17 protein-coding genes are annotated in these 13,993 nt (G+C 67.5%); 9 read left to right on the top strand and 8 right to left on the bottom strand.

Annotated elements, in window-relative coordinates; all coding sequences use genetic code 11:
* Positions 1-32: 32 nt before the first annotated feature.
* The 3 genes from ACW9UL_RS01745 to pilG are packed head-to-tail and all read right to left on the bottom strand — an operon-like array spanning position 33 to position 1,435.
* Positions 33-569: a chemotaxis protein CheW gene (locus ACW9UL_RS01745; RefSeq protein WP_021442252.1), complete on the bottom strand. Its 537-nt coding sequence runs from the start codon at positions 567-569 to the stop codon at positions 33-35.
* A 45-nt stretch (positions 570-614) separates the two neighbouring features.
* Positions 615-980 carry a twitching motility response regulator PilH gene (pilH, locus tag ACW9UL_RS01740; RefSeq protein ID WP_013713612.1) on the bottom strand — a complete coding sequence of 122 codons (366 nt, stop codon included), beginning with the start codon at positions 978-980 and terminating at the stop codon, positions 615-617.
* A 47-nt stretch (positions 981-1,027) separates the two neighbouring features.
* The gene (pilG, locus tag ACW9UL_RS01735) at positions 1,028-1,435 is read right to left on the bottom strand and encodes a twitching motility response regulator PilG (RefSeq protein WP_031302687.1); all 408 of its coding nucleotides are present in this window, start codon (positions 1,433-1,435) and stop codon (positions 1,028-1,030) included.
* Between the two features lie 241 nt (positions 1,436-1,676).
* Between pilG and gshB the strand changes: the two genes are divergently transcribed.
* From gshB to ACW9UL_RS01695, 8 genes are all read left to right on the top strand, one after another.
* Complete coding sequence (gene gshB, locus ACW9UL_RS01730) at positions 1,677-2,633, top strand: glutathione synthase (protein WP_457788650.1); 957 nt, start codon at positions 1,677-1,679, stop codon at positions 2,631-2,633.
* Positions 2,634-2,720: 87 nt separating this feature from the next.
* Positions 2,721-3,617: a TonB family protein gene (locus ACW9UL_RS01725; RefSeq protein WP_457788649.1), complete on the top strand. Its 897-nt coding sequence runs from the start codon at positions 2,721-2,723 to the stop codon at positions 3,615-3,617.
* Positions 3,618-3,792: 175 nt separating this feature from the next.
* Positions 3,793-4,362 carry a YqgE/AlgH family protein gene (locus ACW9UL_RS01720; protein ID WP_397495753.1) on the top strand — a complete coding sequence of 190 codons (570 nt, stop codon included), beginning with the start codon at positions 3,793-3,795 and terminating at the stop codon, positions 4,360-4,362.
* Positions 4,362-4,799 (top strand): Holliday junction resolvase RuvX, encoded by a 438-nt coding sequence (gene ruvX / locus ACW9UL_RS01715; protein WP_457788648.1) that lies wholly within the window; start codon positions 4,362-4,364, stop codon positions 4,797-4,799. Before ACW9UL_RS01720 ends, ruvX begins: the two co-directional genes overlap by 1 nt.
* 30 nt (positions 4,800-4,829) lie before the next feature.
* Entirely contained in the window at positions 4,830-5,333 is a 504-nt protein-coding gene (gene pyrR, locus ACW9UL_RS01710) for a bifunctional pyr operon transcriptional regulator/uracil phosphoribosyltransferase PyrR (RefSeq protein ID WP_021444026.1), read from the top strand.
* 10 nt (positions 5,334-5,343) lie between these two features.
* A complete protein-coding gene (locus ACW9UL_RS01705) occupies positions 5,344-6,351 on the top strand; it encodes an aspartate carbamoyltransferase catalytic subunit (RefSeq protein WP_021444027.1) in 1,008 nt (335 codons plus the stop codon).
* Positions 6,351-7,622, top strand: coding sequence for a dihydroorotase (locus ACW9UL_RS01700; protein ID WP_457788647.1), 1,272 nt, complete (start codon positions 6,351-6,353; stop codon positions 7,620-7,622). The genes ACW9UL_RS01705 and ACW9UL_RS01700 overlap by 1 nt, the downstream gene beginning before the upstream one ends.
* A 309-nt stretch (positions 7,623-7,931) precedes the next feature.
* On the top strand, positions 7,932-9,839 hold the full coding sequence (locus ACW9UL_RS01695; protein ID WP_457788646.1) for a beta-ketoacyl synthase: 1,908 nt from the start codon (positions 7,932-7,934) through the stop codon (positions 9,837-9,839).
* Positions 9,840-9,903: 64 nt separating this feature from the next.
* On the opposite strand, the gene cysQ is transcribed toward ACW9UL_RS01695, so the two are convergent.
* Entirely contained in the window at positions 9,904-10,725 is an 822-nt protein-coding gene (gene cysQ / locus ACW9UL_RS01690; protein ID WP_457788645.1) for a 3'(2'),5'-bisphosphate nucleotidase CysQ, read from the bottom strand.
* The gene (nudE, locus tag ACW9UL_RS01685; protein ID WP_457788644.1) at positions 10,722-11,288 is read right to left on the bottom strand and encodes an ADP compounds hydrolase NudE; all 567 of its coding nucleotides are present in this window, start codon (positions 11,286-11,288) and stop codon (positions 10,722-10,724) included. Before nudE ends, cysQ begins: the two co-directional genes overlap by 4 nt.
* Before the next feature lie 125 nt (positions 11,289-11,413).
* On the opposite strand from nudE, the gene yrfG reads away from it, so the two are divergent.
* Entirely contained in the window at positions 11,414-12,094 is a 681-nt protein-coding gene (yrfG, locus tag ACW9UL_RS01680) for a GMP/IMP nucleotidase (RefSeq protein WP_457788643.1), read from the top strand.
* Between the two features lie 35 nt (positions 12,095-12,129).
* Here yrfG and lysM read toward each other — a convergent pair whose 3' ends face one another.
* The 3 genes from lysM to ACW9UL_RS01665 form a co-directional block, all read right to left on the bottom strand.
* Positions 12,130-12,567, bottom strand: coding sequence for a peptidoglycan-binding protein LysM (lysM, locus tag ACW9UL_RS01675; protein ID WP_021443837.1), 438 nt, complete (start codon positions 12,565-12,567; stop codon positions 12,130-12,132).
* 93 nt (positions 12,568-12,660) lie between these two features.
* Positions 12,661-13,488, bottom strand: a complete 828-nt coding sequence (gene fdhD / locus ACW9UL_RS01670; RefSeq protein WP_457788642.1) for a formate dehydrogenase accessory sulfurtransferase FdhD — start codon at positions 13,486-13,488, stop codon at positions 12,661-12,663.
* A 172-nt stretch (positions 13,489-13,660) separates the two neighbouring features.
* The gene (locus ACW9UL_RS01665; RefSeq protein WP_397495746.1) at positions 13,661-13,906 is read right to left on the bottom strand and encodes a formate dehydrogenase subunit delta; all 246 of its coding nucleotides are present in this window, start codon (positions 13,904-13,906) and stop codon (positions 13,661-13,663) included.
* Positions 13,907-13,993 lie beyond the last annotated feature (87 nt).

Here is a 13,993-nt window from a genome sequence, read left to right as displayed (position 1 = left end):
GGGTCGGCAGAACCGACCCAACCGATTTTTTTCTAATAAGCGACATCGAGAAAGCCCGGATCGGTGGCCAGCGCGTGAGGGCTGAACACCAACCAGGGCTGTTCCCGTTGAAAGACACCGTGGATAAAGGGCGCGATGCTCGCCTCGAGGGGCGGCAACTGCTCGGAGAAGGCATCCACGGGAAAATGTTGCATGCCGAACACCTCGTCGACCGTGAGGCCGGCGAAGATTTCCTGGTGATCAACCACCAGCACCCGCCGCAGCTTGCGCAGCGGCGACAGTTCGTTGCCGAAGAAGCCGCACAGGTCCATCACCGGCAGCAGGCGACCGCGCACGTTGGCGACGCCCTTGACCCAGCTCTTCACGCCCGGCAGCAGGGTGTGACGCGGCTCGTGCAACACCTCGCCGACTTCCCCCATCGGCGCGACGAACAGCCGTTCGCCCATGCGAAAGCCGATGCCGCTCCAGGTCTGCACGGCCGCCTGTTGCGACGGCAGGCCGGCCGCCAGGGCGCGGCAACGCTGGTCGATGTCGAGGAGAATCTGGAAAGGGGTCTGCACGTCCGACATGCCAGCCTTGGCCTTCTTCTTATTTAATACGCGGACGACACGGCATCAGCCGGCCAGCACCGCATTGAGGGTTTTCAGCAAGGTGTCTTCGTCGACCGGCTTGGTCAGGTAGTCCTTGGCGCCCTGGCGCTTGCCCCAGACCTTGTCGGTCTCCTGGTCCTTGGTGGTGACGATGATCACCGGAATATGGCTGGTCTCGGCGTCCTTGGTCAGCTGACGGGTGGCCTGGAAGCCGTTGAGACCCGGCATGACGATGTCCATCAGCACGGCATCGGGCTTCTCCTGGCGCGCCAGGGCGACGCCGTCGGCGCCGTTTTCCGCCTTGAGCACCTGATGGCCGTGCTTTTCCAGCATGGCGGTCAGCTTGTACATCTCGGTCGGGGAGTCATCAACAATCAGAATTCGAGCCATGGTGTTTCCCAATACAGAAGAGGCGTACGGCCCTGCAGGCCGCGGCGTCAGGAGGCTTGTTCCACCGGGATGAAGTCCGGCACATGGGCCTTGATCGCCCCGAGCAGCTCTTCCTTGCTGAAGGGCTTGGTCAGGTACTGATCGGAGCCGACGATGCGCCCCTTGGCCTTGTCGAACAGGCCGTCCTTGGAGGACAGCATGATCACCGGGGTGGATTTGAAAGCACTGTTGTTCTTGATCAGGGCACAGGTCTGATACCCATCGAGACGCGGCATCATGATGTCGACAAAGATGATGCTGGGATGGGTGTCGGCAATCTTGGCCAGGGCATCGAAGCCATCGACCGCGGTGATGACCTCGCAACCCACCTTTTTCAGCAGAGTTTCCGCGGTGCGACGAATCGTTTTCGAATCGTCGATCACCATTACTTTCAAACCCTCGGAATGCTGTTCCATTTTCGCCCTACCATCGCCTCGGTGAGTCGTTATATTCGCGTTATCAGTGTGCCTGAGGCCCTGTCACCGATGGGCTTGACCCAATCGTCGGGCCTTTTTAGCACACTCTCCCCATGCAAGCTATAAGCCCGCCGGGGCGGCTCCTGCCCTTGACCAGGGCCCCGGCCGACGCCACCCTGACAGCCTGTGCTCGGCGCGGCCAACCCGGCCGCCGCCCCATTTCTCGCGGAGAGTTACCCCCATGAGCCTTCGTCTCGGGATCGTCATGGATCCGATTGCCAGCATTTCCTTCAAGAAGGACAGCTCGCTGGCCATGCTGCTGGCCGCTCAGGCGCGCGGCTGGTCGCTGTTCTATATGGAACAGCAGGATCTCTACCAGGCCCGCGGCCGGGCCCGTGCCCGCCTGCGCCCCCTGGAAGTGTTCAACGACGCCCAGCGCTGGTTCGCCCTGGGCGCCGAACAGGATGCCGCCCTCGCCGAGCTGGACGTGATCCTGATGCGCAAGGACCCGCCCTTCGATAACGAATTCCTCTATTCCACCCACCTGCTGGAGCAGGCGGAACGCGACGGCGTACTGGTGGTCAATCGGCCGCAGAGCCTGCGCGACTGCAATGAAAAGCTGTTCGCCACCCAGTTCTCCCAATACACGCCGCCGACCCTGGTCAGTCGGCGTCCTGACATTCTGCGCCAGTTTGCCGATGAGCACCGTGACATCATTCTCAAACCCCTGGACGGCATGGGCGGTTCGCAGATATTCCGCCACCGCGAAGGCGACCCCAACCTCTCGGTGATCCTCGAGGCGCTGACCCGGCATGGCCAGCAGCAGATCATGGCGCAAGGCTACCTGTCGGCGATCAAGGACGGCGACAAGCGCATCCTGATGATCGATGGCGAAGCGGTGCCCTACTGCCTGGCGCGCATCCCGGCCGCCGGCGAGACCCGCGGCAACCTGGCCGCCGGCGGCCGCGGCGAGGCCCGCCCACTGACCGCGCGCGACCACGAGATCGCCGCCGCGGTCGGCCCGACCCTGCGCGAGAAGGGGCTGCTGTTCGTCGGCCTGGACGTGATCGGCGAGCACCTCACCGAGATCAACGTCACCAGCCCCACCTGCATCCGCGAGATTGACGCCGCCTTCGACACCCGCATCGGCGAGCGCCTGATGGACTGCATCGCGGCCAAGCGCGCGGCAAAAGCTTGACGCAGGTGGCAGCCTGGCGCTTCAGGCTTGCAGCCTGAAGCGTCGCGCCGCAGACTGCGCGACATCCGCCAGCAGACCCGATATGCGATGAACGCAGCAGCCACCCCACCCGCCGTTTCCACCGCCGCCGTCCGTCCGGCGGATCGCCTGGGGTTCACCCTGTTCCTCGCCGCGGCCCTGCACGTGGCGCTGATCCTCGGCGTCGGCTTCAGCCTGGAGCCGCCGAGCCAGATCAGCAAGACCCTGGAAATCACCCTGTCCACCTTCAAGAGCGAGGAGAAGCCCAAGCAGGCCGACTTCCTCGCCCAGGACAACCAGCAGGGCAGCGGCACCCTGGAACACGCCGCCGCGCCGAAGACCACCGAACAGGCGCCGTTCCAGGACAGCGAGGTGCGCAAGGTCACCCCGCCGGCCACCCCGCAGCAGCCGGCTACCCGCCAGGAAGCGCCCAAGACCGCGGTCGCCACCCGCGCCCCGCAGCAGCAGAAGACCCCGGTCAAACGCGAGGAAGCCAAGCCGGTGCCGCAGCCCCGCCCGGCGCCGGTATTCGATGCCGCCCAGCTGTCGGCGGAAATCGCCAGCCTGGAGGCCGAGCTGGCCCAGGAAGTCCAGGCCTATGCCAAACGGCCAAAGATCCACCGCCTCAACGCCGCCTCGACCATGCGCGACAAGGGCGCCTGGTACAAGGACGAATGGCGCAAGAAGGTCGAGCGCATCGGCAACCTCAACTACCCCGACGATGCCCGCCGCCAGCGCATCTACGGCAGCCTGCGCCTGCTGGTCTCGATCAACCGCGACGGCTCGCTGTACGAGGTGCAGGTGCTGGAATCCTCCGGCCAGGCCGTGCTCGACCAGGCGGCGCAGCGCATCGTGCGCCTGGCCGCGCCCTACGCCCCCTTCACCGGCGACTTGGCCGATATCGACCGCCTGGAAATCATCCGCACCTGGCGCTTCGAGCGCGGCGACCGGCTGTCGAGCAACTGACAGATTGGCGTACACGCGGTAAGCGCAGTCGCAGGTAGGGCGCACTCGCGGAGCAGTAGGCCGGGCGATCTTGTAGTCAACGCCGATGGCGGACAGCTAGCCTCACTACGAGCGGCCGGCGATCCGGTCCGCCCTACAGCTTGAAGCCTGCCCGCTTAAGGCCGAAACTAGCGCCATGAAGATTTCAGCCCCCACCTCACTCAAGCACCACTTCCTGATCGCCATGCCGCACATGGCCGATCCGCATTTCGCGCACACCGTCACCTACCTGGTCGAACACAACGAACAGGGCGCCATGGGTCTGGTGATCAACAAGCCCAACGGCCTCAACCTGGCCGACGTGCTGGAACAGCTGCGTCCCGAGGAGGAGCCGGCGGCGCTGTGCCACAGCCTGCCGATCTTCGCCGGCGGCCCGGTGCAGACCGACCGCGGCTTCGTCCTGCACCCGGCCGGCCCGCAGTTCCAGGCCACCCTGGAGCTGGGCGAACTGGGCCTGTCCACCTCGCAGGACGTGCTATTCGCCATCGCCGACGGCACGGGCCCGGACAAGTACCTGATCACCCTCGGCTACGCCGGCTGGGAGGCCGGGCAACTGGAAGCGGAGCTGGCCGACAACGCCTGGCTGACCTGTCCGGCCGACAGCGCCATTCTCTTCGACCTGCCCTTCGACCAGCGTCTCAATGCCGCCGCCGCACGCCTGGGGGTCAACCTCAGCCTGCTCACCTCGCAAGCCGGGCACGCCTGATGGCCGAGGGCAAGCCGCTGCGCCTGCTGCTGGGCTTCGACTACGGCACCAAGCAGATCGGCGTCGCCGTCGGCCAGGTGATCACCGGCCAGGCCCGCGAGCTGTGCGTGCTCAAGGCGCAGAACGGCGTGCCGGACTGGAGCCGGGTCGAAGCCTTGATCAAGGAATGGCAGCCGGACGCCGTGGTGGTCGGCCTGCCGCTGAACATGGACGGCACGCCCAGCGAGATGAGCGCCCGCGCCGAGAAATTCGCCCGCCGCCTCAATGGCCGCTACAACCTGCCCGCCTACACCCACGACGAACGCCTGACCACCTTCGAGGCCAAGGGCCAGCGCCTGCGCGAGGGCCAGAGTGGCGGCTACCGCGAGCGCCCGGTCGATGCCATTGCCGCCGCCCTGCTGCTGCAGGGCTGGCTCGAGGAAAACTGTCCGGGCTGAGCGACTCGGCCCGCCACATGGAGTTTCGCCATGCTACCGAACCCCAACGAGCTGCTGCCGGCCATGGCCAGCGCCCTGACCCAGCACCTGAACCAGCGCCAGATCGCCGAGCCGCGCTTTATCGGCATCCGCACCGGCGGCGTCTGGGTCGCCCAGGCCCTGCTTGCCGCCCTGGGGCGCGACGACGCGCTGGGCGTGCTCGACGTGTCCTTCTACCGCGACGACTTCACCCAGAACGGTCTGCACCCGCAGGTGCAACCCTCCGAACTGCCGTTCGAGATCGAAGGCCAGCACCTGGTGCTGATCGACGACGTGCTGATGAGCGGGCGCACCATCCGCGCCGCGCTGAACGAGCTGTTCGACTACGGCCGTCCGGCCAGCGTGACCCTGGTCAGCCTGCTCGACCTGGGCGCCCGCGAGCTGCCGATCCGCCCCGACGTGGTCGGCGCCAGCCTGTCGCTGGCGGCCAACGAGCGGGTAAAATTGTCCGGCCCCACGCCGCTGACCCTCGAACTCCAGACGCTCGCCAACTGAGACTCCCGCGATGACGCCACTCGCCGCCAAGCGCCCGCTGCAGCTGAACGACCAAGGCCAGCTGCGCCATTTCCTCTCCCTCGACGGCCTGCCCCGCGAGCTGTTGACCGAAATCCTCGACACCGCCGACTCCTTCCTCGAGGTCGGTGCGCGCGCGGTGAAGAAGGTGCCGCTGCTGCGCGGCAAGACCGTGTGCAACGTGTTCTTCGAGAACTCCACGCGCACCCGCACCACCTTCGAGCTGGCCGCCCAGCGGCTGTCGGCCGACGTCATCAGCCTCAACGTGTCGACCAGCTCCACCAGCAAGGGCGAGACCCTGTTCGACACCCTGCGCAACCTCGAAGCCATGGCTGCCGACATCTTCGTCGTGCGTCATGCCGACTCCGGCGCCGCGCACTTCATCGCCGAGCACGTCTGCCCGAACCTGGCGATCATCAACGGTGGCGACGGCCGCCACGCCCACCCGACCCAGGGCATGCTCGACATGCTCACCATCCGCCGGCACAAGGGCGACTTCGAGAATCTGTCGGTGGCCATAGTCGGCGACATCCTGCACTCGCGGGTAGCGCGCTCCAATATGCTGGCGCTGAAGACCCTGGGCTGCCCGGATATCCGCGTGATCGCGCCGAAGACCCTGCTGCCCATCGGCCTCGAACAAAGCTACGGCGTGCGCGTGTTCAGCGACGCCAACGAGGGCCTCAAGGACGTCGACGTGGTGATCATGCTGCGCCTGCAGCGCGAGCGCATGCAGGGCGGCCTGCTGCCCAGCGAAGGCGAGTTCTACCGCCTGTTCGGCCTCAGCGAGCAGCGCCTGGCGCTGGCCAAGCCCGATGCCCTGGTCATGCACCCGGGGCCGATCAACCGTGGCGTGGAGATCGAGTCGGCGGTGGCCGACGGCCCGCAGTCGGTGATCCTCAACCAGGTCACCTACGGCATCGCCATCCGCATGGCGGTGCTGTCGATGGCCATGAGCGGGCAGAACGCCCAACGTCAACTCAATGCCGAGGAGGCCAACTGATGCGTACCGCAATCCTCGGCGCCCGCGTGATAGATCCCAGCAGCGGCCTGGATCGGGTCGCCGACCTCTATCTCGACGGCGGCAAGCTGGTCGCCATCGGCCAGGCGCCGGCCGGCTTCATCGCCGAGCAGACGCTCGCCGCCCAGGGCCTGATCGCCGCCCCCGGCCTGGTCGACCTGTCGGTGGCCCTGCGCGAGCCGGGCTACAGCCGCAAGGGCAGCATCGCCAGCGAAACCCTGGCCGCCGCGGCCGGCGGCGTCACCAGCCTGTGCTGCCCGCCAATTACCAAGCCAGTGCTGGACACCCCGGCGGTGGCCGAGCTGATCCTCGACCGCGCGCGCGAGGCCGGGCACACCAAGGTCTTCCCCATCGGCGCACTGAGCAAGAACCTCGCCGGCGAGCAGCTTGCAGAACTCGTCGCGCTGCGCGATGCCGGCTGCGTCGCCTTCGGCAACGGCCTGGACAACTTCCGCAGCAGCCGCACCCTGCGCCGCGCGCTGGAATACGCGGCCACCTTCGACCTGCAGGTGATCTTCCACTCGCAGGACGCCGATCTGGCCGAAGGCGGCCTGGCCCATGAAGGCCCGACCGCCAGCTTCCTCGGCCTGGCCGGCATTCCGGAAACCGCCGAGACCGTGGCCCTGGCCCGTGATCTGCTACTGGTGGAACAGAGTGGCGTGCGCGCGCACTTCAGCCAGATCACCAGCGCCCGCGGCGCCGAGCTGATCGCCGCCGCCCAGGCGCGCGGTTTGCCGGTGACGGCGGACGTGGCGCTGTACCAGCTGATCCTCACCGACGAGGCGCTGATCGACTTCTCCAGCCTCTACCATGTGCAGCCGCCGCTACGCTCGCGGGCCGACCGCGACGGCCTGCGCGAGGCGGTGAAGGCCGGGGTGATCGCGGCCATCGCCAGCCACCACCAACCGCACGAGCGCGACGCCAAGCTGGCGCCCTTCGCCGCCACCGAGCCGGGCATCAGCAGCGTGCAGCTGCTGCTGCCGCTGGCCCTGAGCCTGGTGCAGGACGGCCTGCTGGACCTGCCGACGCTGCTGGCGCGTCTGTCCAGCGGCCCGGCCGACGCGCTGCGCCTGCCGGCCGGTCGTCTGGCCGTCGGCGCCGCAGCCGACCTGGTGCTGTTCGATCCGCAGGCCTCCACCCTGGCCGGCGAACGCTGGTACTCCAAGGGCGGCAACTGCCCCTTTATCGACCATTGCCTGCCCGGCGCGGTGCGCTACACCCTGGTCGACGGTCATATCAGCTACCAGGCCTGATGCGACCAGCAGTGCACGAGCCCGCCATCCGGCGGGCTTGTTGTTAGTGCGCATCCACCTGGAAAACCCTTGCTGCGCGCGGCGCCCCCCCGGATCCGCCCTGGGATTAACGACGCCCACGACGAGCTGTCCTGCCCGCGGCATGCTTTTCGCTCGCCACGACATTGGTCGGATGAGTGACTCGACGGTCATGATCCACGTCAGGATAGGCAGCCGAATCTTTGCATACGCCACCGCTTTGGGATCCGCGCCCGCGCCGCAAGGCGCCGGCTCGGCGTCGCGCTGGCCCAGTTCAGGAGCTTTTGAGTTATGTCGCGCTTACCTGTGATCGTGGGTTTTGGGGGGTACAACGCAGCCGGGCGCAGCTCCTTCCACCATGGCTTTCGCCGCACCGTGATCGAGACCCTGGACGCCCGCGCGCGCCAGGAGACGCTGGCCGGGCTGGCGCAGATGATGAAACTGGTGCGCGTGGTCGACGGCCAGTACCGCAATCAGGACGGCCAGCCGCTAAGCCTGGCCGACATCGAAAGCCGCTACGCCGAGGAGATTCTCGCCGGCACCCTGGTGCGCCGCATCGAGAAGCAGCATCTCGACCCGGACGCCGCCCACTGGCAGAAGAGCATCGGCCTGGCCCCCGGCCACAGCGGCAGCCTCAGCTTCCTCACCCTGCGCAAGCAGCTGCCCGAACCGCTGCCGGCCAACTGGTCGGTGCAGGAGCTCAACGCCAGCGAGGTGCAGGTCACCCTGCACGACAGCTGCGAGTTCAAGGTCGACAGCTACCGCCCGCTGGCGGTGAAGTCCGCCGGCCAGCTGCCCACCGGCTTCGAACCGAGCGAGTTGTACAACTCGCGCTTCCACCCGCGCGGCCTGGCCATGACCGTGGTCGGCGTCACCGACGCGCTGCGCTCGGTGGGCATCGACTGGCAGCGCATCGTCCAGCATGTGGCGCCGGATGAGATCGCCGTATTCGCCAGCTGCATCATGAGCCAGCTCGACGAGAACGGCTTCGGCGGCATGATGCAGTCGCGCCTGAAAGGCGGCCGGGTCACCGCCAAGCAGCTGGCCCTGGGCCTCAACACCATGCCGGCCGACTTCATCAACGCCTACGTGCTCGGCAGCGTCGGCACCACCGGCAGCATCACCGGCGCCTGCGCCACCTTCCTCTACAACCTGCAGAAGGGCATCGAGCAGATCGCCTCGGGCAAGGCGCGCGTGGTCATCGTCGGCAGCAGCGAGGCGCCGATCAACCAGGAGTGCATCGAGGGCTACGGCGCCATGGGCGCGCTGGCCACCGAGGAAGGCCTGCGTCAGATCGAGGGCAAGCAGGATGTCGACTTCCGCCGCGCCAGCCGCCCGTTCGGCGACAACTGCGGCTTCACCCTGGCCGAGGCCTGCCAGTTCGTGGTGCTGATGGACGACGAGCTGGCCCTGGAGCTGGGCGCCGACATCCACGGCGCGGTGCCGGACGTGTTCATCAACGCCGACGGCTTCAAGAAATCCATCTCCGCCCCCGGTCCGGGCAACTACCTGACCGTGGCCAAGGCCGTGGCCAGCGCCGTGCAGCTGCTCGGCCTGGACGCCGTACGCAGCCGCAGCTTCGTCCACGCCCACGGCTCCAGCACCCCGGCCAACCGCGTCACCGAGTCGGAGATTCTCGACCGCGTCGCCAGCGCCTTCGGCATCGAGCAGTGGCCGATCACCGCGGTCAAGGCCTTCGTCGGCCATTCCCTGGCCACCGCCAGCGGCGACCAGGTGATCGCCGCCCTCGGCGCCTTCAAGTACGGCATCCTGCCCGGCCTGAAGACCATCGACGCGGTGGCCGGCGACGTGCACCAGCAGCACCTGAGCCTGTCCACCGTCGATCGCAAGCTGGGTGAGCAGGCAATGGACGTGGCCTTCATCAATTCCAAGGGTTTTGGCGGCAACAACGCCAGCGCCCTGGTGCTGGCCCCGCACGTGGTCGAGCGCATGCTGTGCAAGCGCCACGGCCAGGCCGCCTTCGACGCCTACCTGGCCCGCCGCGAAGCCACCCGCACCGCGGCGAGGGCCTACGACAGCCAGGCGCTGCTGGGCCAGCTGGACATCATCTACAACTTCGGCAACGACATGATCGACGACCAGGCGATCTCCATCACCACCGAAGAAGTGAAGGTGCCCGGCTTCGACCAGCCGCTGGTGTTCAAGAAGGACGAGCGCTACCGCGATATGCTCGATTGAGTGTGATGCGCTGTGGGAGGGGCTTCAGCCGCGACAATCGCCGCTGAAGCCCCTCCCGCTGGTTTTATGCCAACCCGCGCGCCAGCTCGATCAGCTCGCCACGCCATTCGGCGGCGGCCGGCAAGGCCAGGAACGACGGATTGAGAAAGGATTCGCGCGCCTGGTAAGCCAGCGGCGCGCCGGCCAGATCCAGCACTTCGCCGCCCGCCCCTTCCAGCACGCCCTGCGCCGCCGCGGTGTCCCACTGCGAGGTGGGCGCCAGGCGCGGGTAGCAGTCGGCATTGCCCTCGGCCAGCAGGCAGAATTTCAGCGAGCTGCCGATATTGGCCAGCGCCGGCTCGCCGAAGCGCGCGGCCAGGCCGCCGAGCAGGCGCTCCTGGGCCGGGCTCGAATGGCGCTTGCTGGCCACCAGGGTAAAGCCCTGCGCCGGCGCCAGACGCACGCCGATCGGCTGCTCGTCACCCGGCACTTCGCTGCGCCAGGCACCCAGACCAGCGCCACCGTAATAGCAGCGCCCATTGGCCGGAATGCCGACCACGCCGAACACCACGCGGCCGTGCTCGATCAGCGCGACATTGACGGTGAACTCCTCGGAGCCGGCGATAAATTCCTTGGTGCCATCGAGCGGGTCGACCAGCCACCAGCGCGTCCAGGCGGCGCGCTCGGCCAGGGGAATGTCGGCGGCCTCCTCGGACAGCACCGGCACCGCCGGTGCCAGCGCGCGCAGGCCATCGAGCAGGATATGGTGGGCGGCCAGGTCGGCGGCGGTGACCGGCGAGGCATCGGCCTTCTCCGTCACCGCCACGTCGCTGCGCCAGTACGGCAGGGTCGCCGCGCCGGCGGCGCGTACCAGTTCGATCACCTGGGAAATATAGGGATGACTCACTGCACGAACTCCCCACGCTGACTCAGCAGGTCGCGTACCAGGTACAGCGCGGCCAGGGCGCGGCCCTCGCTGAACTGGGCGTGCTGGGCCAGGCTGGACAGCTCGCGCAGGTTGATGCGGTCGACCCGCATCGGCTCCGGCTCGTCGCCCGGCAGGCGTTCTTCGTACAGATTGCGCGCCAGTACCACCTGGATCTTCTGGCTCATGTAGCCGGGCGACAGGCTCAGCTCGGTGATGTACTCCAGCTCATGCGCGCCGAACCCCGCCTCTTCCTTGAGCTCGCGATTGGCCGCCACCAGCACGTCCTCGCCCGGTTCGATCAGCCCCTTGGGCAGCGACAGCTGGTAGTCGTCGGTGCCGCCGCAGTATTCCTCGACCAGCACCGCATGCTCGGCATCGAGCATCGCCACCACCATCACCGCGCCGTAGCCGACGCCCTTGCCCACCAGACGTTCGTAGGTCCGCTCGACGCCATTGGAAAAGCGCAGCTGCAGCTCCTCGACGCGGAACAGACGGCTGCTGGCGACTATTTCACGGGCGAGTACCGTGGGCTTCTGACGCATGGGACGACTCCTTGGCGTGACCTGGCGGGTTATCATACCGCGGCTTTTCCGATTATCCCCGGCGCAGATTGCACGTTCGCGACGCAGGCCGGCAGATTCACGACCTTCGAGCGCAAGACGTCCCCATGCTTCCACTGCCCTGGCACCAGATCGACACCGTCCTGCTGGATATGGACGGCACCCTGCTCGACCTGCACTTCGACAACCACTTCTGGCTCAAGCACCTGCCGCAGCGCTACGCCGAGCACCACGGCCTCAGCCTGGCGCTGGCCGAGGCCGAGCTACTGCCACTGTTTCGCCAGCACGCCGGCACGCTGAACTGGTACTGCACGGATTTCTGGAGCCGCGAGCTGAACCTCTCGATCCGCGATCTCAAGCGCGAGGTCGCTCACCTGATCGCCCTGCGTGCGGATGCCGAGCTGTTCCTGCGCGCCCTGCGCGAGGCCGGCAAGCGCGTGGTGCTGATCACCAACGCGCACCGCGACTCGCTGTCGCTGAAGCTCGAACGCGTGGAGCTGGCGCCCTGGTTCGAACGCCTGATCAGCTCCCACGACTACGGCTTTCCCAAGGAGGACCAGCAGTTCTGGTTCGCCCTGCGCCAGGACGTCGAGTTCGACCCGGCGCGCAGCCTGTTCATCGACGACAGCCTGCCGATCCTGCGCAGTGCCGGGCGCTTCGGCGTCGCCCAGCTGCTCGCCGTACGCCAGCCGGACAGCCAGGCCGGTCCCAAGGACACCGAGGAGTTCGCCGCGGTGGAGGATTATCGGGCGCTGTTGCAGGGGCTAGCCGGGATGGGCTTGTCGTAGGCGCCGGCTGACCGCCCCCTGCAGGGGAGGCGTGTTTATTCGGGAATGCGCAATACCTGCCCCGGATAGATCTTGTCCGGGTGGCCGAGCATCGGTTTGTTGGCCTCGAAGATCTTCATATAGGCATTGGCGTTGCCGTATTCGATCTTGGCGATGGCGCTCAGGGTGTCGCCCTTCTTCACCGTGACGAAGCGCGCCGCCAGCGCCGGCGTGACGACGCCGATCTGGTCGTCCACCTCGCCGACCCCGGCGACGTTGCCCAGGACCAGGAGGATCTTCTCCTTCTCTTCCTGGCTGGCCACCTCGCCGCGGGCGGTTACCTTGTCGCCCTCGACGCTGACCTCGATATTCGGATTGCCCAGGCCGACCTTGGCCACGTGCTCCTTGAGCGATTCGGCGGCCTGCGCCTCCTGACCCACCAGCGACTCCCACAGCTTGACCCCGGCTTCTTTGACAAAGGCGAAGATACTCATGGCGATTCCTCTCGTGCCTTGTGGATGGCCGGGCAGGCAGCGCCCGGAAGCGCAAGTCTAGATGCTGCAGGGCGGGTGGGCGCGCCGTTGGTCTCAGAGTGGCGCCGGGCTGTAGACCCTCGGCGCGCTATGGTGCGGCAGGTGGATCAGGTTGAGGCGGTGCTGGCGCGCCCAGCGCACGCACAGGTCGGTGGGCGCGGAGAGGCTGACCAGGCTGGCGAAGCCGGCGCGCACCGCCTTGTGGATCAGCTCCAGGCTGCAGCGGCTGGTGACCACGGCGAAACCGCGGCGGCCGTCGCGGCCCTCGCGGCGCAGCGCGCCGATCAGCTTGTCCAGGGCGTTGTGGCGGCCGATATCCTCGCGGCACAGGACGATCTCGCCCTGTTCGTCGACGAACAGCGCGGCATGCAGCGCGCCGCTGTGGCGCGCCAGGCGCTGCACCGCGGCGATGCGTGCGCGCAGCTCATGCAGGTGCGCGGCCGGCGGCAGGGGGCTGTCGGCCAGCTCGGTCAGTTGCGGCAGCGCCTGCTCCAGCGCCGCCACCCCGCACAGGCCGCAGCCGCTGGTGCCGGCCAGATTGCGCCGCTGCTGCTTGAGCGCCCAGAAGGCGCGGTTGGCGATCTGCACCTCGGCGTGAAAGGCCTCGCCCTGACGGCCGATCTGGATGTCGTAGATTTCCTCGACGCCCTCGACCAGCGCGCCGCTCAGGCTGAAGCCGACCACGAAATCCTCCAACGCGCTGGGCGAGACCATCATCACCGCATGGCTGATGCCGTTGTAGGCGATGGCCAGGGCGCATTCCTCGGCCAGCACCGCATGACCGCTGCGCGCCGCCTGGTCCAGCTCGACATAGGCGTAGCCGTCCCGCGCCGGGTGGGCGGTGCGATCATCGGCGAGCGGGTCGGCGGTACGGCGTGACATGGGATGCTGGCTCCTCGCGAGGATCGTAGGGTGGATCACGCTTTACCGATCCACCGTGGTGCCGCAATGGTGGATGAAAAGAGCGTCATCCACCCTACGCCGAACCGAGACTTTAGGTTATCCGACACTTGCGGCTGTGTGCTGCGCACAGCCTGGGCGGCCCCGCGACACCCTACAGGGCTCGCGCGGCCTGCGGCTCGATCTGCCCGCGCAAATCGCGCAGCACCTGCAGCACGAACTCGCTCAAGCCCTCACCGCCGCTGGCGTCCAGGTGAGCGTAGAGCGCCGTGCGCATCTGCGGGTCCCACTGGCGCTTGAGGTGCTGGGCGTACTCCGTGCGCGCCTGGGCGGGATCGGGCTGGGAGGCGAAGAAGGCGCCGATCTGGTTGGCCATCTTGATCAGTTGCGTGGCGTTCATGCCCATCGAAAAGTCCCCCTGGGTAGGATGGGTCGGGCCGCGTAGGTCGAGCGCAGCGATAGCCAGGCCGCCGGGCAGGTGCCCCGC

The organism is Pseudomonas sp. PL-6 (genome assembly GCF_054110165.1).
The sequence above is the reverse complement of the archived record's forward strand: the minus strand, read 5'-3'. Positions and strand labels throughout refer to the sequence as shown.